Source organism: Croceivirga thetidis, from assembly GCF_012272815.1.
Classification (GTDB): Bacteria; Bacteroidota; Bacteroidia; order Flavobacteriales; family Flavobacteriaceae; genus Croceivirga; species Croceivirga thetidis.
Genome location: NZ_JAAWWL010000001.1, coordinates 408092 through 432682 on the forward strand (window position 1 = coordinate 408092; position 24591 = coordinate 432682).

A 24591-nucleotide genomic window follows, 5' to 3' on the forward strand; every position below is an offset into this window, starting at 1 on the left:
CAACAACAATTTTAAGATAATCAAAATATATTTCCATGGTGACATCAACTTTACCCCAAGAAAAAGAAGTTAAAGATTTCATGCCCATAAATGGTACAGACTATGTGGAGCTGTATGTCGGCAATTCAAAACAGGCTGCCCATTTCTACAAGACCGCCTTTGGTTTTCAATCATTTGCTTATGCAGGCTTGGAAACAGGTTTAAAAGACCGTGAAAGTTATGTTGTTATTCAAGATAAGATTCGTTTGATTTTGACATCGCCTTTACGTAGCGGTACTGAAATTGGAAAACATATCGACACACATGGTGACGGAATTAAGGTTGTGGCACTTTGGGTAGAAGACGCTAGATATGCTTATGAAACTGCCGTTGCCAGAGGTGCAAAATCTTACATGGATCCTAAAGTTGAAAAAGATGAGCATGGTCAAGTAGTTCGTGCCGGTATCTATACCTACGGCGAAACAGTTCACATTTTTGTTGAACGCAAGGATTACAACGGTACTTTTTTACCTGGTTTTAAAAAATGGGAAACACCTGATTACAACCCTGCTCCAACCGGCTTAAAATATGTTGACCATATGGTCGGTAATGTTGGTTGGGACCGAATGAACCATTGGGTAGAATTCTATGAAAATGTAATGGGCTTTAAAAATATTCTGTCATTTGATGATGAGGATATTTCAACGGAATACACGGCCTTAATGAGCAAGGTGATGAGCAACGGAAATGGTCGTATCAAATTTCCGATTAATGAACCTGCTGAAGGGAAGAAAAAATCTCAAGTTGAAGAATACTTGGATTTTTATGAAGGCGAGGGCGTGCAACACGTTGCTGTAGCAACCAATGATATTATCAAAACGGTACGCGATTTAAGAAGTCGTGGTGTTGAGTTCTTACGTGTTCCTGATACTTATTACGAAGCCGTGACCGACCGTGTAGGTCAGATTGATGAAGACATCGCTCCTTTGAAAGAACTAGGTATTCTCGTTGATCGGGATGACGAGGGATATTTATTACAAATTTTCACCCGCCCAGTAGAACCGCGACCAACAATGTTTTTTGAAATCATTCAGCGAAAGGGGGCACAGTCTTTCGGAAAAGGTAACTTTAAGGCACTATTCGAGGCCATCGAGCGCGAACAAGAACTTAGAGGAACATTGCACTAAAAAATAAATCATGCCGATATATCATAAACTCGGAAAGATTCCACGAAAAAGGCACACCCAATTCGAAAAACCTGATGGTTCGCTCTATTATGAACAACTATTTGGCACAATTGGATTTGACGGAATGTCATCTTTGCTATACCATATTCATCGTCCAACGCAAATTAAATCAATTGGGGAACCGTTGGATTTAACCCCAAAAATTGCGGTTGCGAAAAACATTCTTTCTCGAAAATTGATTGGCTTTGATGTGCAACCCAAAGACGACTTTTTAGATGCCCGTGAACCGTTATTGGTGAATAGCGATGTACATGTTGGTCTGGCGGCACCTAAAAAATCAATGACTGGTTATTTCTATAAAAATTCAGATGCAGATGAAATGCTATTCATTCATAGAGGCACTGGAACATTAAAAACGTTTTTAGGGGATATCCCATTTGAGTATGGAGATTATTTGATTATTCCGCGAGGGATGATCTATCAAATTGAATTTGATACTGAGGACAACCGAATTTTATATGTAGAGTCTTTTCATCCTATTTATACGCCCAAACGTTATCGAAACTGGTTTGGACAGTTATTGGAGCACTCGCCATATTGTGAGCGGGATTATAAGCTGCCCCAAAACTTAAAAGCGCACGACGAAAAGGGGGAATTTGTGATGAAAATCAAAAAACAGGGCATGCTGCACAGTTTGGTGTATGCTACGCACCCTTTTGATGTAGTTGGTTGGGACGGCTATAATTACCCCTATGGTTTTTCCATTCATAATTTTGAACCCATTACGGGTCGTGTGCACCAACCACCACCTGTTCATCAAACTTTTGAGACCAGCGCATTTGTTGTGTGCTCGTTCTGCCCAAGATTGTACGATTACCATCCAAAGGCAATACCGGCACCATACAATCATTCCAATATCGATTCTGACGAGGTGTTGTATTATGTAGATGGAGATTTCATGAGTAGAACCGGTATTGGTCCAGGTTATATTTCATTACATCCAGCTGGTATTCCACACGGACCGCACCCAGGCACCTATGAAGCGAGTATCGGTAAAAAAGGAACCGAAGAGCTTGCTGTGATGATTGATACCTTCAAACCATTGCAAGTAACAGAAAATGCCCTGAAAATTGACGATGGGGAATACTATAAGTCTTGGGTGGAATAAAAAGCAAAAACATCAATTTGTCATTCCCATAAAAATGGGAATCCACATCAATTATTCAAAAGATTCCTGCTTTCGCAGGAATGACAAAAAAAATTAAATGATAATACACATACCTGAAAACTCAGATTTTTCAATACACAATATTCCATTCGGGATATTCTCTACCAAAAACCGAAGTAAACGTGCGGGCGTTGCCATAGGCGAGCATATATTAGACTTGGCAGAAGTGCATAAACTTAACGTTTTCGATTTTGATTCATCAGTACTGAATCAGGAGTTCTTAAACGCTTTTATTGCTTTGGGGAAATCAGTTACCTCAAAAGTCCGTTCAGATATTCAAAGCTGGCTAAAGGATGATACTTCTATTTTGGCAAACAAACCCGAATTATTTGTCAAGCAATCTGATGCACAAATGCATATGCCGGTCTCCGTAGGTGACTATACAGATTTCTATTCAAGCATTGAGCATGCCACCAATGTAGGAAAGATGTTTCGTGACCCGGAAAATGCCCTGCTCCCCAACTGGAAGCATATTCCTGTAGGTTACCATGGTCGCGCAAGTTCAATTGTCGTGAGTGGAGAACCGATTCATAGACCGAAGGGACAGACCATTCCGATTGATTCAAAACAACCCGTTTTTGGTCCATCCCAACGTGTAGACTTTGAATTGGAGATGGGCTTTATCACCGGAAAAAACACCAACTTGGGTGATTCGGTTACTACAGCAGATGCCGAAGATTACATTTTCGGACTGGTGTTGTTCAATGACTGGTCAGCTCGTGATATTCAAAAGTGGGAATATGTACCGCTAGGACCTTTCTTGGCAAAAAACTTTGCATCACACATTTCGCCATGGATTGTCACCATAGAAGCATTGGAACCTTTTAAAGTAGCTGGTCCAAAGCAAAATCCTGAAGTACTTCCTTATTTAAAATATGAAGGAAACAAAAATTACGATATCAGTTTAGAAGTTGGGATTACTCCAGAAGGAAACGAAGAACAAACTGTTTGCCATTCCAATTTCAAATACATGTATTGGAATATGGCTCAGCAGTTGGCCCACCATACAGTCAATGGCTGCAATATCAAGGTTGGCGATTTATATGGATCAGGAACCATCTCTGGTAAAGATGAAAAATCATACGGTTCAATGTTGGAACTGGCTTGGATGGGTACCAAACCCTTAAAAATGAAAGACGGGACTGAACGTAAGTTCATTTTAGATGGCGATACCGTAACCATGCGCGGTTATGCCGAAAAAGATGGAAAACGAGTTGGTTTTGGTGAAGTTGCTGCTAAAATTCTACCTGCAAAATGACAAAAACCATTGACCCAAACTCAATTTCACAACCCGAGCTGCATAGTATATTATTGACTGCAGTAGCTCCTCGTCCTATCTGCTTTGCAAGCACAGTAGATACTAATGGCAACGTGAATTTAAGTCCATACAGTTTTTTTAATGTCTTTAGTTCTGCACCTCCTGTGATGATTTTTTCACCTTCAAGAAGTGGTCGAGATGGCTCATTGAAACATACACACTTGAATATCAGAGAAGTACCCGAAGTTGTTATCAATGTTGTGAATCACCAGATTGTAGAGCAAATGTCCCTATCGAGTACGGCCTATGCTAAAGGGGTCAATGAATTCGAAAAATCAGGACTGACAGAGGTTGCGAGTGATTTGGTAAAACCCCCAAGAGTTGGTGAAGCCCCCGTTTCATTTGAATGTACTGTTAGAGAAATCATTGAATTGGCCGAAACCCCTGGTGCGGGCAATTTAATCATAGTCGAGGTAAAACGGATACACTTGAATGAAACCTATGTAACAAATGGCTCGCTCGATACAGAAAAATTGGATTTAGTAGGAAGAATGGGTGGAAGCTGGTATATAAAAGCAAACGGCGATGCCCTTTTTGAAATACCAAAACCCCTTCGTAGCAAAGGTATCGGAGTTGATGCATTACCTCAAGGAATTCGAGAAAGCGCAATTTTAACCGGTAATAATTTAGGTAGATTAGGAAATCTGGAAGAACTTTCAACAGCAACGGAAATTGAAATTGTTGCTAAACAATACCCAATTAGCTCCAAATCGAAATTGCATGAAAAAGCAAAGCAACTTTTAGAATCCGGCAATTCAAAAGAAGCTATGGCACTGCTCATGTATGCCGAAACGATTTAATCATGGAAAAAGGTATCGAAAGTATTTTCAAGGCACATCTTGAACCAAAGGAAGTCTACAAGGGTGGAAAGAACATTCCATCAACGGCTAGGAAAATCTACAAATTATCTTCAAACGAAAATCCAATAGGGGCTTCTCCGAAAGCAGTTGAAGCAGCAAAAACCGCCTTATCACAAATAGATATTTATCCTGATCAAACAGATATTCGACTAAGGGAAGCATTGGTCAAGGATTTTAATAGCGAATTGGATATTGACCAGTTTATAACCGCCAATAGCGGCTCGGAGGTTATTGATATGTTACTTAGAGCATTTGTTTCTGAAGGGGATGAGGTTATTTTTTCCAACCCTTGCTTTTTACCATACGCTGTTTTTTCTAGATGGTACGGTGCAAAGCAAATAGATGTTCCCCTTTTGGAACCGAACTATGATTTAGATGTTGAAGGTATCTTGCAAGCCATAAATGAAAAAACCAAAGTTATTTTTTTGACCAATCCAAACAACCCAACTGGCACTTACATTCCAAAAGCCAAATTGGAATCTTTCTTAGCTCGGGTCCCAAAAAATATACTTATTGTTTTCGACGAAGTTTATCGTCATTTCGCAGATGCCGAAGATTATATAACGGCTTTGCCCTATGTCAAACAAGGCTATAGTATTTTGGGATTGAATAGTTTCTCTAAAACCTATGGTTTAGCCGGACTCAGAATAGGCTATGGTTATACTACAAAAACTATCGCGAATTACCTTAGGCTGATCCATAAACCTTTTTTAATGCCATTACCCTCTTTGGAAGCTGCAATTGGGGCATTAAATGATGAAAATTTTATTGAAGAAACCGTCAAAACCGTCAAGGAAGGGCGAAGATACTTAGCTGATTCGTTTATCGAACTTGGAATAAGGTTTTGGCCAAGTCAAGCCAATTTCTTTATTATCGAGCCTCCCTTGCCTGAGATGGAATTCACCAACAATTTGATGGAACATGGTGTTATGGTCAGACCTGTAACTCAATTTGGAGCACCAGGAAAAGTTCGCATTACTATTGGTAATCAAGAAGCCAACGAGGCTTTAATTACGGCAATGAAAAAAATTATGCCCTAATTTCGTTGCAATACCAAGGTAACAGGACCAAACTCGTCATCCACTTCATTAATCGTTAGGGTATCACCTACCAATACTACGTCAACAGTAGACGGTTCATCATCATCTGGGTCTATCGTTAAGGAAGTTCCGCTAAATGAATATATTCCATTCTCATCAGTAGTTCCGTCACAATCTGCCATAATATCTGTTAGTCCAGTTCCGCTAAATGCAATATCGGAAGTCGTTGCACTGTAAGTTCCATCTTCATTAAAATTAATTGACGATTCAAAACATGGTAGTTCTTCAAGAACGTTGTTTGAAGATGTCCCATCACCATTCAAATCAAATCCTACTGCACCATTTAATGATATTGCCGTCCAAGAACCAACAATTCCCGAAACCGTATTTTCATTCTCATCCCCGTCGGTAGAGCACGCAAAAAACAGTAAAGACAAACAAATTAGGCAACCTATCTTTTTCATATTTCAAATTTTGATTCAAAATATATAACGAAAAAAGTAAGCGAATCTTTCAACATCTAAAAGACAAAGCGATAAGTAGCCTTTAAAAGAAAAATATTTTGGGGCGTCTGTCCAAAGATATTGTCGTTTAGGCTAGTTAATAGCCCAGCAGTTGGATCAGCTGATTGGGATACATCTTGAGACCAAACTAAAAATATTTCAGAACCTGGAATATACTCCCAACGGATGACCAAATTAGAGCGAAATTGAACGAAGTTAAAATCAGGATTACCAAAAGTAAAATCGACATTGCCATCGGTATTTTCATCGACAGCATAGGAGCCATCAACAAGATTAATCTGAGCACCTTCATATTGCATAAACCGATCTTCAAATCTTTTCGCCAATGGATCGGTCACACTTTTAAAATTGGAATATCTACCCCTTGATATAAAAGGTTGGCCCCAATACTGTACCGTAAGGTTTGGATTTATGGTATAATTTACACGAATTGACATGCTAAGGGTTCGCTGGTCAATTTCTCCATTTAGATAAACTGGATTACCATTCGCCTCAAGGTTATTGACAAATTGTAATTTATCGTTATTCGTATTGTAAGAAGGGTACATTGAAACCCGAAGTTCATTAAAAGGTTGATAGGTAAAGCCCGCTTCTATGTAATATGACCTAAAAGAATTGTCAACGGCCTTTCTCCCATTATGAAAAACATTGAAGCGTATTTTCTTTCTATTATCCGTATTAATCCCATTCCAAAAACTCATCCAAGGCGAGTTTCTTAGACGTGGTCCACCTCGCAGTGCAAAATTGGAATACTGAATAGGTGCATAGTTGAACCCAAAGTTGGTAAACCAGTTGTTCTTCCAATTCTGCCAGCTGTTCGTGTTGAATTGAAGGTAATTATGATTCCCACCAAAATCCCATGCAGTCCAATGGTTATAATTTATACCTAGTCGTCTAAAGGTGCTGTCAGGTTTTAAGGTACGGTAGCCAACCCAAGTGTAATGACGTATATCGTCTGACTGGCGCTGAAATCCGATATCGTTCAATTCCAATTCAGGAGAACGCCATGTTCCGCCTGATTCGAATCTGAAATGACCATCACCGACTTTCCCAATTTGAACATTTCCACCAGTTCCGGTCAACGAGGTCCTTTCAGGATCTACCTCTAAATAATCTGCCCCTTCCCTTTGAAAAAGATGTGTAATCGATTCTTGTGTTCTTTGAATTGCATCAGTACTACCTTCAACATGGCTCCAGTTAATATTGCCCCCAACATACCAATCTCGATTGTTCCATTGATGTTTAAAATCAAACCCTCCGGTATAGGCTGAACGGTGTAAAAAACTGAGATTATCAGTCAAGGCATCTCGATTTACTGCAGTAAACATACCGCCGATATAGGAATTTCTTTCATTAAAATCTTTTTGAAGTCTTCCTACAAAATAATTGGTCAAAGGTTCAACCTGTTCTCGTCTGTTATTTCCCTGTCCATCGGTAATATCTGCAAATCTACGTGCGGTAACACTTTCTAAAACTCCTATTGCCCAACCATCTTTAGTTTTTCCACTAAACTTCGCAGCACCGATAATCGGTGTATTATCTGGCTGGTCTACAAACTCTCCTGTATTAGTAGATGGAAATCCCTGTGGATTACGACCGATTCTTCTTGAATAAAAGACATTATCAGAACCAAAAGTATTTCCCGCTTCAGACCTCGATACCCTAAAGTCAAAAATGTTTTTATTCTCAACAAAAAATGGTCGTTGCTCACGAAAGAAAATTTGAAAACCATCTAAAGCTATGGCAGAAGGGTCTGCCTCAACCTGACCAAAATCAGGATTGACTGTCAAATCGAGGGTCAAATCATTGGTTATACCAATTTTAGCATCCAACCCGAAATTAATATCGGTTTCATTACCATCTCGAAAAGGATTTCCATCTTCGGCTTCATAAGTTTCACCACTGGCCACGGTGTATGGTTGAATCTCTAACTGTTTTTGAGGCTCGATATTCTTGAGACCATGCAATTCACCAAACTCACTGACCCAGCCTGGTTGGTCAACTGGTTTACGTTGCCATAAGGATCGTTCTTCTTCCCTAAAAAATCTGCGAGTGGATTGTAAACCCCAAACTTGTTCTTCGGCATCTCCAAATTTCAGCTGACTTAGGGGAATTCTCAGCTCAGCGGTCCAACCTTCTTCATCAACATGTGATTTTGTATACCAAATCGGATTCCAGCTACCATCCCAATTATTTCCATTTTCAGATATAAATTCATCCCCTTTTACCCCAGCGGCCGTTACCGTAAATGAAAATGCAGTGCGCTTATCATGATAACTGTCAATGTTGAACTCTACCCAATCTCCATCAAAACCATCTCGGCGAGACAACCTTCTAACGATTTTATCGGGCTCTGCATCATAACAACGTACACCGATGTATAAATTTTTTTCATCATACAGAATCTTAAATTTTGTTTGATAGGAAGGAGGTGTATTTTCGTCTGGTTGGTTTTCAATATAATCACCACCCCACTCAACTAGATTCCAGGCAGGGTCGTCTAAAATTCCGTCGATAACCGGGTAATCGTTATCACCTATAGTATTGGTTACATAAATCTTTTTTGGAACAACTTCTAATTCCGATTTTTTTTCTTCCTTGTTTGGATTGGTTTCAGTTAAATCTTGCGCCCGTGATGAAAAAATGGAAAGTAGGGCAATAGCCAAAATGGAAAGTTGTTTAGGCATGACTGTTCGTTTTTTGATTGATAGTTGATTGATGAGTCTGGCGTAAAGACTTCCGTTTTTTGAATTAGTTACAGGATTGTAATTTTGAAGCTGTTTTTTAACATGTCTTTAACTAAAATATGTTAACATAAACGGTGCTTTGCAAAAAGTGAAAATTTATGGCTTGCAACCATTTGCATTTCAATGTAATTAGTGTACATTTGCAGCCCGTTTGACGAGAACGGTAGTTTCAATAATTATTTTGACGTGGATACATTAAGTTATAAAACGATTTCAGCCAATAAGGCAACTGCTAACAAAGAGTGGTTATTGGTTGACGCTGAAGGCCAAACTTTAGGGCGCTTGGCATCAAAAGTGGCCAAACTTTTACGTGGAAAACACAAACCAAGTTTTACACCTCATGTTGATTGTGGTGATAATGTTGTAGTGATAAACGCAGAAAAGGTAAACTTGAGTGGTAATAAGTGGAATGATAAGGAGTACCAACGTTACACAGGTTACCCAGGTGGACAACGTATTACGTCTGCCCTCGACTTATTGGAAAAACATCCAGAGCGAATAATTGAAAAATCAGTAAAGGGAATGCTACCTAAGAATAAACTTGGTGCTGACCTTTTTAGAAATTTGAAAGTATACGCCGGTTCTGAGCATGGTCAAGAAGCCCAAAAGCCTAGAACCATTAACTTAAACGACTTCAAATAAATGGAAGTAGTTCATAAAATAGGAAGAAGAAAGACTGCGGTTGCCCGAGTATATCTTTCACCAGGTAAAGGAGAAATTACCGTGAACAAAAGAAAATTGGAAGATTACTTTACTACTGCTCCATTACAGTACAAAGTAAAACAACCATTTGCGCTAACTGAAAATGTTGACGCATATGATGTAAAAGTCAATGTTTACGGAGGTGGAATAACCGGACAAGCAGAAGCTGTTCGTTTGGCTCTATCACGCGCAATGTGCCATATCAACGAAGAAAATCGCGAAGTGTTGAAACCAGAAGGTTTATTAACTCGCGACCCTCGTATGGTAGAACGTAAGAAGTTCGGTCAGAAGAAAGCAAGGAAGAAATTCCAGTTCTCTAAGCGTTAAGAATTTCGAATCCTGGCACCGATTGTCAGGATTCCCTTTTATATTTCAATTCAGGTATTGCCTGAAAAAGTTCATTGAAAGCCCAATTATTCCTTGTGGATTTTTGGCAAATATTAATAAAGTTGTCGTTGTTTCAAGAAAGAAGGCAATCGACTTTTTTGAAAATTAGTTTAGCATCTAAATGGTTAGGGCAATTCAATAGATGACCACCAAACCATTGCTATCTCAACGGAACGTAAACTAAAACGAAAAATGGCAAACAAAACAGAAGTCAAAGACTTATTAGACGCAGGTGTACACTTTGGACACCTAACCCGAAAATGGAATCCGAACATGGCCCCATACATCTATATGGAGCGTAATGGAATTCATGTTATCAACCTTTACAAAACCGTTGCTAAGCTAGAAGAAGCCAACGAAGCACTGAAAAAAATTGCTGCTTCAGGCAGAAAAATTCTATTTGTAGCAACTAAGAAACAAGCAAAGGACATTGTAGCTGATAAAGTTTCAAAAGTAAATATGCCATACATTACTGAAAGGTGGCCTGGTGGTATGTTGACCAACTTTGTTACTATCAGAAAAGCAGTTAAGAAAATGACCGCTATCGATAGAATGAAGAAAGATGGAACTTTTGACACGCTTTCAAAGAAAGAAAAGCTTCAAGTTAATCGTCTACGGGCCAAATTGGAGAAAAACTTAGGTTCCATTGCTGATATGACTCGTTTACCTGGTGCAATCTTTATTGTTGATACAATGAGAGAGCATATTGCGGTAAAAGAAGCATTAAAGTTGAACATCCCAATTTTCGCGATGGTTGACACCAACTCTGATCCAAGACCGATTGATTTTATCATACCTTCAAATGATGACGCAGGTAAATCCATCGAAATTATCATGGAACAAGTAACTGCTGCCATTGGTGAAGGCTTGGCAGAGCGAAAAGCTGAAAAAGGTCAAAGCGAAAAAGAAGCTGCAAAAGAAGACAAAAAAGAAGAAAAGAAAGCAGCGAAAGAAGCAGTAGCTAAGAAAGCAGATGCTCTCGAAAAGGAGGAGGAAGAAGCTCCAACGCCTAAGACAAAAGAAGCTCCAAAAGCAAAAAAGACCACTTCAAACCCTGATGATTTAACAAAAGTTGAAGGTATCGGTCCTAAAGCAGCAGAAGCATTGGTAGCCGCTAACATTAGCACCTACGCAGATTTAGCAAAAGCAGATGCTGAAAATGTAAAAACCATTTTGACCGAAGCAAGCCCAAGATTAGCTCATCTAGATCCAACATCTTGGGGCAAACAAGCTACGATGGCCGCTGAAGGAAAATGGGATGAACTTAAGGAGTGGCAAGATAGTGTTAAGGGTGGTGTAGAAGATTCAGAAGAATAGAATAAACCAATATAGAATACGCACTTCGCGTTTTACTTTTCATAAATTTTAATTCAAATACAAAATGGCAAATATTACCGCCGCAGACGTAAATAAATTAAGAAAGACCACTGGTGCTGGAATGATGGACTGTAAAAAGGCCCTTGTTGAAGCCGACGGTGATTTCGATAAGGCAATTGAAATCCTTCGTAAAAAAGGACAAAAAGTTGCTGCCAAAAGAGCTGACCGCGATTCTTCTGAAGGTGCGGCAATTGCAAAAGTCAATGACGATCGCAATCAAGGGGTTGTGATTTCATTGAACTGCGAAACCGACTTCGTTGCAAAAAATGAAAGTTTTGTTCAATTGGCAAATGATTTGGCCCAATTGGCACTAGTTCATGACAGCAAGGATTCTTTTCTTACAGCAGATTTCAATGGAATGACTGTTGCTGAAAAGCTTACCGAACAGACTGGTGTTATTGGTGAAAAGATTGAAATAGGAAGTTTTGAAACTTTGAGTGCGCCTTTCGTGGGTTCATACATTCACGCAGGTAATAAAATTGCAACCTTGGTTGGGCTTTCAGCTGCTGTTGATGGTGCTGCCGAAGCTGCTAAGGATGTAGCCATGCAGGCTGCTGCAATGAATCCTGTTGCATTGAATGAAGAAGGGGTTGATCAATCAATCATTGATAAGGAAATTGAAATTGCAAAAGATCAATTACGTCAAGAAGGCAAACCAGAAGCTATGCTTGACAATATTGCAAAAGGAAAATTAAAGCGTTTCTTCAAAGACAATACTTTGGTGAACCAGGCTTTCATTAAAGACAGCAAACAAAGCGTGGCTGATTATGTCAAATCGGTTGAAGCTGCTCTAGAGGTTACTGGTTTTCAAAGAGTAGCCCTAGGTTAAATTACCTCTAATACAAAATAAAAAGCCTTAGATTTCTATTCTAAGGCTTTTTTATTTAAATATGGTTTGATTGAATTATTTCTTTCTGATGTAAACATTACCATTTAATGTCTTAAACAACATTTCAGGACCACCAGCATTGATTTGACCTAAAATCCATTTATCAACATTTACCTTATACACGCCATTTGAATTTTTATTTTCCTTTACGCTTGACGTCAACCTTTGACTCATCTCAAAATCGGTGTATACGTTACCATTCTCTGTTCTTGCCTTTATATCTGCTTTTACACTTGAAGGAAAAGTAACGTCTAAATTTCCATTCAAACTTGTAAAGGCCATTGGAGCGTTACCGTCAACCGCGTCAAAGCTCACCACTATATTTCTATTTAAAGCATCTGCAATCACAGAACCACCAATATTGTTGAGCGTTATTGCCCCGTTGGTATTACTGATTTCCATATCGCCATGAACCCCATTAACTTCGATATTACCATTGTTAACTGCGCCCAGTTTAAGTGAGAAATTCTTTGGTACATAAATTATAAAGTCCATTTTCTTGTTGCTTGCACCAGCCTTTATCGAAACTTTGTTATTGTATTCTTCAATAGAGAACCCACTACCAGAAGACCCTATTTTTTTCAGACCATCTTTGGTTGTGCTCCTTGAAGATTTTGATTTACTTCTAGTTTCTACAACAACATCTTTATCAGAATGTGCATTTACTGTTATTGAACCGTATAGCAATTTTATCATTAGAAAACCCGGTTCATTTGGATTACTAAGTGGTATTATCAGTTTCTCATCAGTTTGTGCGAAAATTGAGCTTGGCAAACTTATCGCCAGAATCAAACATATTGAAAGTTGAAATATCTTTTTCATTGGTTATTTTTTTACGAGAGCATCTCCGTTCAACAAATTAAAATCAAGTTTTATCCCTCCATTTCCAATCCGAAAAGATTCCTTGGAGTCAATCTTATATTTAATACCTTTTTTTCCTTTAATCTCTTTTTGAACGACCTCGGGCTTTAAGGTCACGGTATCATAATTCGTATATAAATCACCGTTCATACTTTTAAATGAAACATCAGCATTCAAATTATCTTTAAATACCACAGTGATATCACCATTCAAGGAATTGTAATAACAATCTTCTGTCGGATTTGATTGATAGGTAATATTAATATCCCTATTCAAGGCATTTACATCAGTCGTACCAGCAATATTCTCAAGGTCAATACCCCCATTCAAATTATTCACGTTCATTAAAGAACCTTGAACGTCTTTTACCAAAATATCTCCGTCATTCATTGTTCCTAGACTTAATCCGGTATTAAAGGGAACCCGTATAGTAAAATCCAAATGATATCTATATTTAGGTCGGTCATTATTATTGTATTGCTCTCTATGGGAAAATCTACCTTTTTCTGAATCAAAGTAGGTCCACGGTGAATCCAAATAAACATAGATTTGGTCACCCTGATTTTCCACCGAAATACCAATTTCCTGTCTGCCTTCATCAACATACTCTTGGCGTTTAGCCTTAATGGTCTTCCTAACCTCAACCAGTATGGTGTTACCATTATAGCCTTCCACTTCTATACCTCCATTGACGTTTTGAACATTAAGAATGTTATTTTCTCCATTTGAAGAAAATTGAAGTTCTTTTTTAATTGTTTCCTTAAATTCCTGTCCCTGTAACAGAGCTCCTAAAGAAATTGTAAGTACCAGTAAAACAGATTTAAAAGTTTTCATAACTGTTCGTTTTTAGATTAATGAATTATTAAATGATTTGATTGATTGATTCCTTTAATTTTTTACTTACTGTGGTATCTATATCAGGTTTATCCAATAATTCTTCCATTGACTTTATGGATTCCTTTTCTTGCAAGGCCACCATTAAATCTGCAAGTGCAATTTGTACAATGGGAGAATCTTGATTACTAATCGACTGTATAAGCCCCATCCTTACTTCAGGGTTTTCTACATATTTTGAAAGAGACTCAACCGCAGCCAACCTAACATTAACATTTGAATCTCTATTAAGTGTGGTAAAAAGTGCTTTGGTTACGGCTTCCGTTGTTTTATCCATTTTGGTTACCTCATGTACACCTTGGAGTCTTTTGTTAGCAGAAGGTTGTTCCAATAGTGTTAAAACCAATTTTTCACGAACTTCACTTCCATCTTCGACAACCGCGGTCTGAACTGTAGACTGTTGGGTGTCAGGTCTCAAAAAATAACCGCCGACCAATCCTAAAATCAACAATATTAATCCGAATGCGTATTGTGGTCTAAACCAAGTGAATATTTCTTGAAACCAATTCTTTTCACTGGAAGTTGCGGTTGCACTATTTTCCTGCAAATACAATTGCTCGTAGAATTTAGCGTCCATATTTTCAGATGGTTCCGGAATCGAAACCATATTGAGCATATCCCATGAAGTCAACAATTCATCAAATTCAACCTTAAAGCTTTCGTTCTTCTTCAAAAAATCATTGAATTCGATCTCCTGCTCTTTAGATAAATCACCCCTTAGGTAATCAATGGCCCAAATTTCAAAATCTTCTCTTTTCATGTCTTATCTCATTTCAAGTTCCATAAAAATTGTGCGTAGTTCTTTCAAAGCTCTATGTGCCTTGACCTTGGCGGCTCCTTCAGAGCAACCTAACACTTCTCCAATTTGATTGAACTTCATTTCTTTTAATTTGCTCAAAACCAGAACTTCCCTCTTTTCAGCGTCAAGCTTGTTCATTGCTGTTTTAAGTTGGTTCATTTGTTCTTTACGGGTAATATCCCTTTCCATATCCTCATCATTTTTAATTCGATACTCGTAACTGGAAAGCTCATTTTCCTTTAATTCATTTTTATGTTTTTTAAAGTAATCATGGTTAACATTTCTAGCTGTTGTAAACATCCAAGCCATAAAAGAACCTTCTCCACTATAGGTATGCTTGTACTTCATCATGCGTATGAACACATTTTGAACCAAATCTTCACTCAATTCGCTATTGCCGTTTAAATTGTAGAAAAAACCAAATAGTTTGCCTTTGTGCCGTTCATAAAGCAGTCCTAGCTTATCGGTCTCTCCTGATTTAACCTTTAACATTAATGCGTTGTCCGCTAACGAATTCACTTTTTTGATTGCTTAGTTGAAAGGGTATACTGTATTATTTAAGAATGGTTACAGAAATTATTAATTTTTTCTTCTGAAAGGGAAAATAAGTGGTCAATTATTTTGATTAATTTTAGGGCCGATTCCAAAAATCGACAATGAAGTACAAAAGAATTCTCCTGAAACTTAGTGGAGAAGCCCTAATGGGCGAACAGCAATACGGCATTGACCCCAAACGTATTAGTGAATACGCTGAAGAAATTAAAGATGTTGTTAAAAAGCGTGTTGAAGTAGCCATCGTGATTGGTGGGGGAAACATATTTAGAGGAATGAAAGGTGTTGGCCAAGGTATGGATCGCGTACAGGGCGACCATATGGGTATGTTGGCAACGGTAATCAATGCACTCGCTTTACAAAGTGCACTTGAAGGGGTTGGAGTGCAAACTAGAGTCCAGTCCGCAATTAAAATTAATGAAGTTGCCGAACCTTTTATTCGTAGGCGTGCGATGCGCCATTTAGAGAAAGGAAGGGTGGTTATTTTTGGAGGAGGAACCGGCAACCCTTATTTTACAACGGATTCTGCGGCAGTTCTAAGGGCAATTGAGATTGACGCGGATGTCATTCTTAAAGGAACACGTGTTGATGGCATTTATACAGCTGATCCAGAAAAAGATAAAACCGCAACTAAGTTTGATAACCTTTCCTTCAGTGAAGTGCTTAGTAAAGGGCTGAAAGTTATGGATACCACAGCATTTACCTTAAGCCAAGAAAACGAATTGCCCATTGTTGTTTTTGATATGAACAAACAGGGCAACCTTTTGAAAGTTGTCTCAGGCGAAAATATTGGAACAGTAGTAAATCTTTAAATTGGCAAACTCTTTGCTAGGTTATTTAAAAGTTTAAACGATGAACGAAGAGATTACATTTATACTTGATACCACCAAAGAAGGTATGGATAGTGCTATGGGGCACTTAGAAAAGGCATTGGTGAAAATTAGGGCCGGTAAGGCAAGTCCTGCTATGTTGGCCTCGGTTATGGTCGAGTACTATGGCTCACAAACACCACTTTCGCAAGTGGCGAATATAAATACCCCAGATGCAAGAACAATTTCTGTTCAGCCCTGGGAAAAGACCATGATACCTGAAATTGAGAAAGCTATAATGAATGCCAATCTCGGGTTTAACCCCATGAACAATGGAGAAAGTGTCATTATCAATGTGCCGCCACTTACTGAAGAGCGAAGACGTGATTTGGTAAAACAAGCAAAAGCTGAGGCTGAAGATGCCAAAGTAAGTGTCAGAAATGCAAGACAGGAAGCTAATAAAGAACTTAAAAAGCTTGAAATTTCTGAAGACCTTCTCTCTAATGCTGAGGTTGATGTTCAAGAGCTAACAGACGCATACAGTAAAAAAGTGGATGCTATTCTTGAGCTGAAAGAAGCAGAAATAATGAAGGTATAGATCTATTCCTCAACCACTAGTTAAACCTATTTTCGTTTTCTACCTTTGCAGCCAATTTAAAAGGGCATGCTCAAAGAGTTTCTTCAGGGATTTTGGACTTTTACCGCCAGAGTGATACTTAGAAATCGTATCCTAATATTGCTTCTTATTGCAGGGATTACGGTTTTTATGGGTACACAATGGAAATACATGAGGTTTTCCAATACCGAAATGAGTGTATTGCCCGATGACCATCCCTCAATAGTCGACTATGATTCCTTTGTGGAATTGTTTGGCCAAGAAGACAATGCCATTGTTCTGGCCGTGCAAGACTCCTCCCTTTTTTCAACAGAAAATTTCAACCGTTGGAATAAACTAAGTAAACAGCTGGAAGCAATTCCTGAAGTTGATTTCGTAGTCTCTGCCGATAACTTGCAAGAGTTAGTAAAGGATCAAGAACAGCAAGAATTCGTACTTGAAGACCTATTTCCTGAACAATTGGAAAATCAAGCCCAATTAGACTCACTCAAGGGGCATTTGTTCAAAGAATTGCCTTTCTATGAGAATTTGCTCTTCAATACAAAAACAGGTGCACTACGCACAGTAATGTACATGGACCGTGATTTATTGAATCTACCGGTTCGTAATGAGTTCATCTTAAATGACCTTGAAAGTCTGGTCAAAAACTTTGAGGAAGAAACAAATCTTGATGTTCGTGTTTCCGGAATGCCTTACATACGCACGTGGAATTCAAAAATTATCATTGATGAGATTGGTAACTTCATTCTAGCTGCCTTACTGGTTACTTCAATTATATTTTTCTTCTTTTTTAGAAGCTTTAGGGCCACATTTATTTCAATGTGTGTTGTAATAATTGGAGTCATGTGGGCCTTTGGTTTTCTTGGCCTATTTCAATTTGAGATTACCATTCTAACAGCACTTATCCCCCCGTTGATAATTGTTATCGGTATTCCAAACTGTATTTTCCTTATCAATAAATACCAGCAAGAAGTGAAAAAACATGGGAATCAAGCGCTTTCCCTCCAGCGGGTTATTTCAAAAATTGGAAACGCTACCTTGATGACCAACGTAACCACTGCGTCTGGTTTTGCCACGTTTATGATTCTTGATAGTGATTTGTTAAGGGAATTTGGTGTAGTAGCCTCCATTAACATCCTCTGTATTTTCGTCCTGTCTCTGATGATTATTCCTATTATCTATAGCTTTATGCCGCTGCCAAAAGACAAGCATCTAAAACACTTGAACAAAAAATGGATTGATTTTTTTGTGAATTGGATGGAGCGTATGGTACGAGATCATCGAATCGCGGTTTACATTGTTTCAATTGCAACTCTTGTCTTAAGTATTATTGGAATATATCAAATTGAAATTACAGGCAGCCGAATTGAAGACCTACCGAAAAACGCGAAGTTTTTTGAAGATATCCGTTTCTTCGAAAAGGAGTTTGGTGGTATTATGCCAGTTGAAATCGTTGTTGATACCAAACGCAAAAATGGAATCTTAAAACCTGCCACTCTAAGGCGAATGGACCAGCTTGGGCAGGAAATTGAAGAAACACCAGAATTATCGAAGCCTGTTTCCGTAGTTAATTTGGTTAAATACTCAAAGCAAGCTTTTTACAACGGAATTCCAAAGTACTATCAATTGCCCACTTCACAGGAAAATACATTCATTATGGATGTAGCTAAAAATTCTGCTGGCAATGGTAATCTATTGGAGAGTTTTGTTGATACAACTGGTCAAATTGCCCGGATAAGTACCTTCATGCGAGATGTTAAAACCACTCGTATGGAAGAGTTGGAAAGGGATTTGTTAAAATCCATAAATAAAATTTTTCCGAGCGAAAGGTATAATGTCTACATGACCGGAAAAGCTCTGCTATTTCTTAAAGGGACTAAATATTTGGTCAATAATCTTTTACTTTCATTGGCTTTGGCAATTGGGTTGATTTCATTGTTCATGGCTTACCTTTTCAGGTCATTTAAAATGATTGCCATATCCCTTGTACCAAACTTATTACCCTTGGTTATAACCGCAGGTTTAATGGGTTATCTTGGTGTTCCAATAAAACCATCTACAATATTGGTTTTCAGTATAGCTTTTGGTATATCGGTAGATGATACCATTCATTTTTTAGCGAAATATAGACAGGAGCTTGTTGCAAATCGATGGCAAATTAAAAAGTCAGTTTACAATGCTTTGCGTGAGACCGGTGTGAGTATGTTCTACACTTCCATAGTGCTATTTTTTGGATTTTCGGTATTTATCATTTCAAGTTTTGGTGGCACCCAAGCTTTAGGAGGATTGGTTTCAGCAACACTTTTATTTGCAATGCTTTCCAACTTAATCCTACTTCCTTCGTTGCTATTATCATTGGAAAGAAATATCGCCAACAAAAAGACACTTAAAAAACCACAAATTGATGTACTTCCGGTACAGGACGAAACCGTTGAAAACAATTAGTTTTTAGTTGATTTTAGCTTTTCCTACCACATCAAAAAACTATCTTTGAATCTTTAAAAATTAATCGGCAAAAATGGCGCAAATTTCAATACAACAGCTTTTGGTTACTGAACCAAAATCACAGGATGTTGAAGTAAACGGATGGGTTAAAACATTTCGAAGCAACAGATTTATTGCTTTGAATGATGGTTCTACCATCAATAACATTCAATGTGTAGTTGATTTTGAGAATTTTGATGAAAAAACCATCAAGGCCATTAACACAGGTGCTGCCCTTAATATCAAAGGCAAGTTGATTGAAAGTCAAGGTAAGGGTCAAGACGTTGAAATTGTGGTTGAGGAGATTTATGTTCACGGAGCAGCTGACCCTGAAAGTTATCCGATTCAGCCTAAAAAGCATTCCCTTGAATTTTTGCGTGAGAAGGCACATCTTCGTGTTCGCACCAATACCTTCTCTGCGATAATGCGCTTACGTTCCGCACTAGCTTTTGCAGTTCATGATTATTTTCAGAGAAACGGCTTTTATTACTTTCATGCCCCTATAATTACTGGGTCTGATGCCGAAGGTGCTGGAGAAATGTTCAGGGTAACCACTTTGGATGAAAAAAATCCACCGCTGACAGAAGAGGGTCGTGTAAACTATAAAGAAGATTTCTTCGGAAAAGAAACCAACTTAACCGTTTCGGGTCAGTTAGAAGCTGAGGCCTATGCCATGGGATTGGGAAAAGTTTACACTTTTGGACCAACCTTTAGGGCTGAAAATTCAAATACCTCAAGGCACTTAGCTGAATTTTGGATGATAGAGCCAGAGATGGCTTTCTATGATTTGAGCATGAATATGGATTTGGCCGAAGATTTCATTAAATCCGTCTTACGCTATGTATTAGAGCATTGTAAGGATGATTTAAAGTTCTTAGAAAAACGTCTGTTAGACGAAGAGAAAACAAAGCCCCAAGCCGAGCGTAGTGAAATGGCACTTATTGAAAAACTGAGATTTGTTGTGGATAATAACTTCAAAAGGGTAACCTATACGGAAGCCATTGACATTCTTAGAAACAGTAAACCCAATAAAAAGAAAAAGTTTGAATATCCTATTGATGAATGGGGGGCCGATCTACAAAGCGAACATGAACGGTTTTTAGTTGAAAAACACTTTAAATGCCCAGTTATTCTTTTTGATTATCCAGCAAAAATAAAGGCATTTTATATGCGATTAAATGAGGATGGAAAGACCGTAAGGGCCATGGATGTCCTTTTTCCTGGTATTGGCGAAATTGTAGGTGGTTCCCAAAGAGAAGAAAGACTTGAGGTACTACAACAAAAAATGGCTGATCTGGGTATTGAGGAAGAGGAGCTTTGGTGGTATCTAGAATTACGAAAATTTGGTACTGCCGTTCATAGCGGATTTGGTCTTGGTTTCGAACGTTTGGTCTTATTTGTTACGGGTATGGGAAATATTAGAGATGTAATTCCATTTCCAAGAACACCACAAAATGCTTCCTTTTAGTCGAATTACTTAACTTTAAGTTGCCATGTTAAAGCAACACCTTCAGTTTAAACTTTCACAAAAGCTATCTCCTCAGCAAATACAGTTGATGAAGTTAATTCAATTGCCAACTCAGGCATTTGAACAGCGATTGAAACAAGAGCTCGAAGAAAACCCTGCCTTGGAAAGCGGAAAGGATAAATCCGATGAATTCAACGATGAATATGGGGACGATGCATTTGATGATAGTGTTGATAATGAGTCGATAAGTACAGAAGATATCAATATTGATGATTATTTGAGTGATGATGAGATTCCTGATTATCGTACCCATGCAAATAATTATTCTTCCGATGATGAAGAAAAGAGTGTTCCTTACGCCGCGGGTATTTCGTTCAATCAATACCTATTGAATCAATTAACCACCGTTTATTTGGATGATGAAGAATGGGGTATAGCCGAATTTTTGGTGGGCAGTGTTGACGAAAGTGGTTATATCAGAAGGCCATTAAGTGATATTACCGATGACTTGGCCTTTACTCAAAATATTTATACCGAAGAAAGTGTTGTAGAAAAGGTCTTGAAGACGGTCCAAGAATTGGACCCACCGGGTGTTGCAGCACGCTCTTTGGAAGAATGTTTGGTACTACAATTAAGACGTAAAAATTCTTCACCCGAAGTAGAATTGGCCATTGAAATTCTCGAAAAGTCATTCGAACAATTCAGCAAGAAGCATTACAAAAAGCTCATTCAAAAGTTCGATGTTTCGGAGGAAGAGCTTAAAGAGGCCATTTCTGAAATTGAAAAATTGAATCCAAAACCAGGAGGTTCCTATTCAGGGAATAACAGAATTGTGGAACATGTTGTGCCTGATTTTTCAATAAAAATCGTTGATGGTGAATTGGATTTGACCCTGAACGGACGTAACGCCCCAGAATTACATGTATCCAAAGACTACAGCAACATGCTTAAGGGATACAAAGAGGCCAAAGAAAAGTCAAAACAACAAAAAGATACTGTACTCTTCATTAAGCAGAAACTAGATGCTGCAAAATGGTTCATTGATGCAATTAAACAGCGTCAACAAACGCTATTTGTTACAATGAGTACCATCATGAACCATCAACAGGAATATTTTTTAACCGGTGATGAGCGCAAGCTTAAACCAATGATACTTAAAGATATTGCTGACAAAATCGAAATGGACGTTTCAACAGTTTCGAGAGTTGCAAATAGTAAATATGTTGACACTCCTTACGGGACTAAACTGATAAAAGAGTTCTTTTCTGAGTCAATGAAGAATGAACAGGGTGAAGATGTTTCAACTCGCGAGATCAAGAAAATACTGGAGACCCTGATTCGTGACGAGCTAAAGAAAAAGCCACTTACAGACGACAAATTGGCTAAAATGCTAAAGGAAAAAGGGTATCCGATTGCAAGGAGGACAGTTGCGAAATATAGGGAACAATTGGGTATACCTGTTGCAAGGCTCAGAAAGGAAATCTGATGCAACATTTAATCAGACTATTCTCCTATATTTTCCACCCATTGTTTATTCCTTTTGGTGGAACCCTAGCCTATTTTCTGACTGCTCCAAGGGATTTTCAGGAAGAGAGTGAACTCAGTTATCTACTTCCAATTTTTATATTGACGGTTATCGTTCCAATTCTTTTTTACTTTATTCTAAGAAATCTCAAACTAATAAGTACCATTTTTGCCCCAACGCTTCAAGAAAGAAAATTTCCATTACTACTAAGTTTGATTTTATACTTTACAGTGCTTTTTAAAATTATTCCACAATATCAGGCTCCTGAGCTATATTTTTATTTTTTAGGGCTTATCCTAGCTTCCTTAGCAACACTGTTATTAATTTATTTTAAGGTGAAAGCAAGTATTCATCTTTTAGGTATGGGTAGCCTTCTTTTCTTCTTAATTGCACTTAGTATCAATTTCGAAATCAATATAACGATAGCTTTAAGCTTATTTACACTTGCCACTGGATTGGTAACCTCTTCCCGCCTATTCATGAAGGCGCACACTAAAGGAGAACTTCTTGTAGGCTTTTTGATTGGTTTGTTTTCGCAACTTTTATTGGTACAGTTCTGGCTATAGAATGTAGAAAATCAATCCAACTCGAAATACATTCATATTATTTTCTTGTGAATTAAAAGATACCCCATCTTTGAGAATTGGGTTTAACTCATAGTATAGGTGAATATTAAATGTATTGTATCCAAAATTTAGCATTAGACCATAATTCCATTGCCTTATGTCATCATTTGTAAATGAATCGGAACCATTTTCATTTACAAACTTTGAGGTTCTTGCAAAATTATAATTGATTTTACCACCCGCGTAGATTCGCCAGAACTTATAATCAATGGCGTTGGAAGTTCGCCAGCGAATCTCAATTGGGAATTCAATGGCATGGGTTCCCAGTTTACTTCTGTCAAATGAAACGGTGGGTATATCATAGGTTATTCCGTTTTCGTTTGAGGTCGCTTGAATGTTGGTATAATATGAATTTGTAGCGTAACCTACACCAAGGGCAAAACCAAAATTTCTTTTTTCATTAACGGGAATATCCTTAATAAAGCCAAGTTGCAGGTTATACGAAAGATTACGCTGAATCACTCCGTCTGGCCTATTCAAAATGCCGTTATAAGCCAAACCAGCATAGAACTGGTCTTCTAAGTAATTGGTATCAATATACGTTTCGTCTTCATCAAAATCCTGGGCAAACGAGAAAAAAGAAACAAAACAAAAAAAAGCTAGGACGGACTTTTTCATCAATCCAAAATACTAAAAAACATTCCCATCAACTACGGTATAATTTATTTTCAAGAGGTTTATTTCGCGAAGTTGTTCCTTAATGTCGTTGATTAAGCCCATATTCACTTTTTTATCTGCCTTCAATGATACAATTGCCACTTTATGTAATTCTTCTGGAATTTCAGATAGAGCGATTAATGCTGCATGATTCAATTCATCAATATTAACTATCTGCGTTCCCATTTGAATCTGAAAATAATCAACTTTACTATTCTTTACTTTGCCAACAAAAATCTCAATAACCCTATCTTTTTTGCTCAGTTTTTCGGTTTCATTTGCCATTGGCAAAGAATTCTCCACCAATAACTCTTCATTCTTTATTGTTGTGACGGTCATGAAAAAGAACAATAGCATAAAGACAATATCGGGCAGAGAAGCAGTTGAAATAGCAGGATTGTTCCTATTCCGATTTCTAAAATTTCCCATACTTATTTATTTTGATTGGTTATTTGAGTTTCAACTATTTTTTGTGGGTACATATTCCTTAGCAGTTCTATTTTCTCCTTTAATTGATTTCTTTCCTGAACTTTCATCTTATCAGAATCATAAGATTCCAACATTGTGGTGTAACGTATACCAAACTTTTTTAAAGCCTCTCTATCCCTTAATTCATTATAGGCGCCAACCACTTCGTTTTGTACAGCTACATAAGCAGCGTAGCTTGTTTTTCTATTGGTATTGATCGCAATTATAGCTTTATCTGGATTATCAGAAGATTCTGTGCTACGTGCACCCAAACAATAAGAACATGCCGCAATATTACCTAGTTGAATACCTCCATTATCAATAAAATCCTTTACTGAATTTCTAAGGTCATTTAAGGAGACCAACTCTCCTTCAACCAAAAGTTCATCTTCTAGGTTTAAACTTATCTCAAAGAGATTTCGTTGATGGATTTCAATTAGTGGAACAGGATTTTTATTTGGCAACAGTCTATTCAAACCCTTTTCGGTTTCAATAGATGCCGTGACCAAAAAGAAAATTAAAAGTAAAAATGCAATGTCTGCCATTGAGCCGGCATTTACTTCTTGTGAGTCTCTTCTGCTTCTCATAAACTTT

Annotated in this window: 24 protein-coding genes; 15 read left to right on the top strand and 9 right to left on the bottom strand. The window is 37.9% G+C overall.

Features of this window, described 5'->3' with window-relative positions; translation table 11 throughout:
* Positions 1-35 precede the first annotated feature (35 nt).
* The 5 genes from hppD to hisC all read left to right on the top strand — a co-directional run bounded on the left by hppD (position 36) and on the right by hisC (position 5612).
* Positions 36-1166 carry a 4-hydroxyphenylpyruvate dioxygenase gene (gene hppD, locus HCU67_RS01795; RefSeq protein WP_168550898.1) on the top strand — a complete coding sequence of 377 codons (1131 nt, stop codon included), beginning with the start codon at positions 36-38 and terminating at the stop codon, positions 1164-1166.
* Between the two features lie 10 nt (positions 1167-1176).
* Entirely contained in the window at positions 1177-2334 is a 1158-nt protein-coding gene (locus tag HCU67_RS01800) for a homogentisate 1,2-dioxygenase (protein WP_168550899.1), read from the top strand.
* 97 nt (positions 2335-2431) lie between these two features.
* On the top strand, positions 2432-3652 hold the full coding sequence (gene fahA, locus HCU67_RS01805; protein WP_168550900.1) for a fumarylacetoacetase: 1221 nt from the start codon (positions 2432-2434) through the stop codon (positions 3650-3652).
* Positions 3649-4512: a flavin reductase family protein gene (locus HCU67_RS01810; protein ID WP_168550901.1), complete on the top strand. Its 864-nt coding sequence runs from the start codon at positions 3649-3651 to the stop codon at positions 4510-4512. Before fahA ends, HCU67_RS01810 begins: the two co-directional genes overlap by 4 nt.
* A 2-nt stretch (positions 4513-4514) precedes the next feature.
* Positions 4515-5612 (top strand): histidinol-phosphate transaminase, encoded by a 1098-nt coding sequence (gene hisC / locus HCU67_RS01815; RefSeq protein ID WP_168550902.1) that lies wholly within the window; start codon positions 4515-4517, stop codon positions 5610-5612.
* Here the strand turns inward: hisC and HCU67_RS01820 are convergent.
* Together HCU67_RS01820 and HCU67_RS01825 are read right to left on the bottom strand one after the other, a co-directional pair.
* A complete protein-coding gene (locus tag HCU67_RS01820; protein ID WP_168550903.1) occupies positions 5609-6076 on the bottom strand; it encodes a lipocalin family protein in 468 nt (155 codons plus the stop codon). The genes hisC and HCU67_RS01820 overlap by 4 nt on opposite strands.
* A gap of 56 nt (positions 6077-6132) precedes the next feature.
* Complete coding sequence (locus HCU67_RS01825; RefSeq protein WP_168550904.1) at positions 6133-8823, bottom strand: DUF5916 domain-containing protein; 2691 nt, start codon at positions 8821-8823, stop codon at positions 6133-6135.
* A 246-nt stretch (positions 8824-9069) separates the two neighbouring features.
* Between HCU67_RS01825 and rplM the strand changes: the two genes are divergently transcribed.
* From rplM to tsf, 4 genes are all read left to right on the top strand, one after another.
* A complete protein-coding gene (gene rplM, locus HCU67_RS01830) occupies positions 9070-9525 on the top strand; it encodes a 50S ribosomal protein L13 (protein ID WP_168550905.1) in 456 nt (151 codons plus the stop codon).
* On the top strand, positions 9526-9912 hold the full coding sequence (gene rpsI, locus HCU67_RS01835; RefSeq protein ID WP_168550906.1) for a 30S ribosomal protein S9: 387 nt from the start codon (positions 9526-9528) through the stop codon (positions 9910-9912).
* A gap of 252 nt (positions 9913-10164) precedes the next feature.
* On the top strand, positions 10165-11289 hold the full coding sequence (gene rpsB / locus HCU67_RS01840) for a 30S ribosomal protein S2 (protein ID WP_168550907.1): 1125 nt from the start codon (positions 10165-10167) through the stop codon (positions 11287-11289).
* 64 nt (positions 11290-11353) lie between these two features.
* The gene (gene tsf, locus HCU67_RS01845) at positions 11354-12178 is read left to right on the top strand and encodes a translation elongation factor Ts (protein ID WP_168550908.1); all 825 of its coding nucleotides are present in this window, start codon (positions 11354-11356) and stop codon (positions 12176-12178) included.
* 75 nt (positions 12179-12253) lie between these two features.
* Here the strand turns inward: tsf and HCU67_RS01850 are convergent, their stop codons facing one another.
* The 4 genes from HCU67_RS01850 to HCU67_RS01865 are packed head-to-tail and all read right to left on the bottom strand — an operon-like array spanning position 12254 to position 15311.
* Positions 12254-13060, bottom strand: a complete 807-nt coding sequence (locus HCU67_RS01850; protein WP_168550909.1) for a DUF4097 domain-containing protein — start codon at positions 13058-13060, stop codon at positions 12254-12256.
* A gap of 3 nt (positions 13061-13063) precedes the next feature.
* On the bottom strand, positions 13064-13933 hold the full coding sequence (locus HCU67_RS01855) for a DUF4097 family beta strand repeat-containing protein (protein ID WP_168550910.1): 870 nt from the start codon (positions 13931-13933) through the stop codon (positions 13064-13066).
* Positions 13934-13961: 28 nt separating this feature from the next.
* Positions 13962-14753, bottom strand: coding sequence for a HEAT repeat domain-containing protein (locus tag HCU67_RS01860; RefSeq protein ID WP_168550911.1), 792 nt, complete (start codon positions 14751-14753; stop codon positions 13962-13964).
* Between the two features lie 3 nt (positions 14754-14756).
* Positions 14757-15311 carry a sigma-70 family RNA polymerase sigma factor gene (locus HCU67_RS01865; protein WP_168550912.1) on the bottom strand — a complete coding sequence of 185 codons (555 nt, stop codon included), beginning with the start codon at positions 15309-15311 and terminating at the stop codon, positions 14757-14759.
* A 137-nt stretch (positions 15312-15448) separates the two neighbouring features.
* On the opposite strand from HCU67_RS01865, the gene pyrH reads away from it, so the two are divergent.
* The 6 genes from pyrH (at position 15449) to HCU67_RS01895 (ending at position 22812) form a co-directional block, all read left to right on the top strand.
* A complete protein-coding gene (pyrH, locus tag HCU67_RS01870; RefSeq protein ID WP_168550913.1) occupies positions 15449-16156 on the top strand; it encodes a UMP kinase in 708 nt (235 codons plus the stop codon).
* A gap of 40 nt (positions 16157-16196) precedes the next feature.
* Positions 16197-16751, top strand: a complete 555-nt coding sequence (gene frr / locus HCU67_RS01875; protein WP_168550914.1) for a ribosome recycling factor — start codon at positions 16197-16199, stop codon at positions 16749-16751.
* Positions 16752-16817: 66 nt separating this feature from the next.
* Entirely contained in the window at positions 16818-19214 is a 2397-nt protein-coding gene (locus tag HCU67_RS01880) for an efflux RND transporter permease subunit (RefSeq protein WP_168550915.1), read from the top strand.
* A 73-nt stretch (positions 19215-19287) separates the two neighbouring features.
* Entirely contained in the window at positions 19288-20721 is a 1434-nt protein-coding gene (asnS, locus tag HCU67_RS01885) for an asparagine--tRNA ligase (protein WP_168550916.1), read from the top strand.
* A 25-nt stretch (positions 20722-20746) separates the two neighbouring features.
* On the top strand, positions 20747-22207 hold the full coding sequence (gene rpoN / locus HCU67_RS01890; protein WP_168550917.1) for an RNA polymerase factor sigma-54: 1461 nt from the start codon (positions 20747-20749) through the stop codon (positions 22205-22207).
* Positions 22207-22812 carry a hypothetical protein gene (locus tag HCU67_RS01895; RefSeq protein ID WP_168550918.1) on the top strand — a complete coding sequence of 202 codons (606 nt, stop codon included), beginning with the start codon at positions 22207-22209 and terminating at the stop codon, positions 22810-22812. The genes rpoN and HCU67_RS01895 overlap by 1 nt, the downstream gene beginning before the upstream one ends.
* Here the strand turns inward: HCU67_RS01895 and HCU67_RS01900 are convergent.
* From HCU67_RS01900 to HCU67_RS01910, 3 genes are read right to left on the bottom strand one after another with little or no spacing between them, the layout of a single operon-like run.
* Positions 22807-23490, bottom strand: coding sequence for a porin family protein (locus tag HCU67_RS01900; RefSeq protein ID WP_168550919.1), 684 nt, complete (start codon positions 23488-23490; stop codon positions 22807-22809). The two genes, HCU67_RS01895 and HCU67_RS01900, sit on opposite strands and share 6 nt — an antisense overlap.
* 12 nt (positions 23491-23502) lie before the next feature.
* Positions 23503-23958, bottom strand: a complete 456-nt coding sequence (locus HCU67_RS01905; RefSeq protein WP_168550920.1) for an ExbD/TolR family protein — start codon at positions 23956-23958, stop codon at positions 23503-23505.
* 2 nt (positions 23959-23960) lie between these two features.
* Positions 23961-24584 (bottom strand): ExbD/TolR family protein, encoded by a 624-nt coding sequence (locus HCU67_RS01910; protein ID WP_168550921.1) that lies wholly within the window; start codon positions 24582-24584, stop codon positions 23961-23963.
* Between the last annotated feature and the right edge of the window lie 7 nt (positions 24585-24591).

Bases quoted from the DNA above. Each gene is read 5' to 3' on its own strand.
- asnS (WP_168550916.1), top strand. From the start codon at position 19,288: ATGGCGCAAATTTCAATACAACAGCTTTTGGTTACTGAACCAAAATCA.
- HCU67_RS01905 (WP_168550920.1), bottom strand. From the start codon at position 23,958: ATGGGAAATTTTAGAAATCGGAATAGGAACAATCCTGCTATTTCAACT.
- HCU67_RS01820 (WP_168550903.1), bottom strand. From the start codon at position 6,076: ATGAAAAAGATAGGTTGCCTAATTTGTTTGTCTTTACTGTTTTTTGCG.
- pyrH (WP_168550913.1), top strand. From the start codon at position 15,449: ATGAAGTACAAAAGAATTCTCCTGAAACTTAGTGGAGAAGCCCTAATG.
- HCU67_RS01800 (WP_168550899.1), top strand. From the start codon at position 1,177: ATGCCGATATATCATAAACTCGGAAAGATTCCACGAAAAAGGCACACC.
- HCU67_RS01860 (WP_168550911.1), bottom strand. From the start codon at position 14,753: ATGAAAAGAGAAGATTTTGAAATTTGGGCCATTGATTACCTAAGGGGT.
- HCU67_RS01895 (WP_168550918.1), top strand. From the start codon at position 22,207: ATGCAACATTTAATCAGACTATTCTCCTATATTTTCCACCCATTGTTT.
- hisC (WP_168550902.1), top strand. From the start codon at position 4,515: ATGGAAAAAGGTATCGAAAGTATTTTCAAGGCACATCTTGAACCAAAG.
- rpoN (WP_168550917.1), top strand. From the start codon at position 20,747: ATGTTAAAGCAACACCTTCAGTTTAAACTTTCACAAAAGCTATCTCCT.
- frr (WP_168550914.1), top strand. From the start codon at position 16,197: ATGAACGAAGAGATTACATTTATACTTGATACCACCAAAGAAGGTATG.
- HCU67_RS01810 (WP_168550901.1), top strand. From the start codon at position 3,649: ATGACAAAAACCATTGACCCAAACTCAATTTCACAACCCGAGCTGCAT.
- HCU67_RS01850 (WP_168550909.1), bottom strand. From the start codon at position 13,060: ATGAAAAAGATATTTCAACTTTCAATATGTTTGATTCTGGCGATAAGT.
- rpsI (WP_168550906.1), top strand. From the start codon at position 9,526: ATGGAAGTAGTTCATAAAATAGGAAGAAGAAAGACTGCGGTTGCCCGA.
- HCU67_RS01900 (WP_168550919.1), bottom strand. From the start codon at position 23,490: ATGAAAAAGTCCGTCCTAGCTTTTTTTTGTTTTGTTTCTTTTTTCTCG.
- HCU67_RS01825 (WP_168550904.1), bottom strand. From the start codon at position 8,823: ATGCCTAAACAACTTTCCATTTTGGCTATTGCCCTACTTTCCATTTTT.
- HCU67_RS01910 (WP_168550921.1), bottom strand. From the start codon at position 24,584: ATGAGAAGCAGAAGAGACTCACAAGAAGTAAATGCCGGCTCAATGGCA.
- hppD (WP_168550898.1), top strand. From the start codon at position 36: ATGGTGACATCAACTTTACCCCAAGAAAAAGAAGTTAAAGATTTCATG.
- fahA (WP_168550900.1), top strand. From the start codon at position 2,432: ATGATAATACACATACCTGAAAACTCAGATTTTTCAATACACAATATT.
- HCU67_RS01855 (WP_168550910.1), bottom strand. From the start codon at position 13,933: ATGAAAACTTTTAAATCTGTTTTACTGGTACTTACAATTTCTTTAGGA.
- rpsB (WP_168550907.1), top strand. From the start codon at position 10,165: ATGGCAAACAAAACAGAAGTCAAAGACTTATTAGACGCAGGTGTACAC.
- tsf (WP_168550908.1), top strand. From the start codon at position 11,354: ATGGCAAATATTACCGCCGCAGACGTAAATAAATTAAGAAAGACCACT.
- HCU67_RS01880 (WP_168550915.1), top strand. From the start codon at position 16,818: ATGCTCAAAGAGTTTCTTCAGGGATTTTGGACTTTTACCGCCAGAGTG.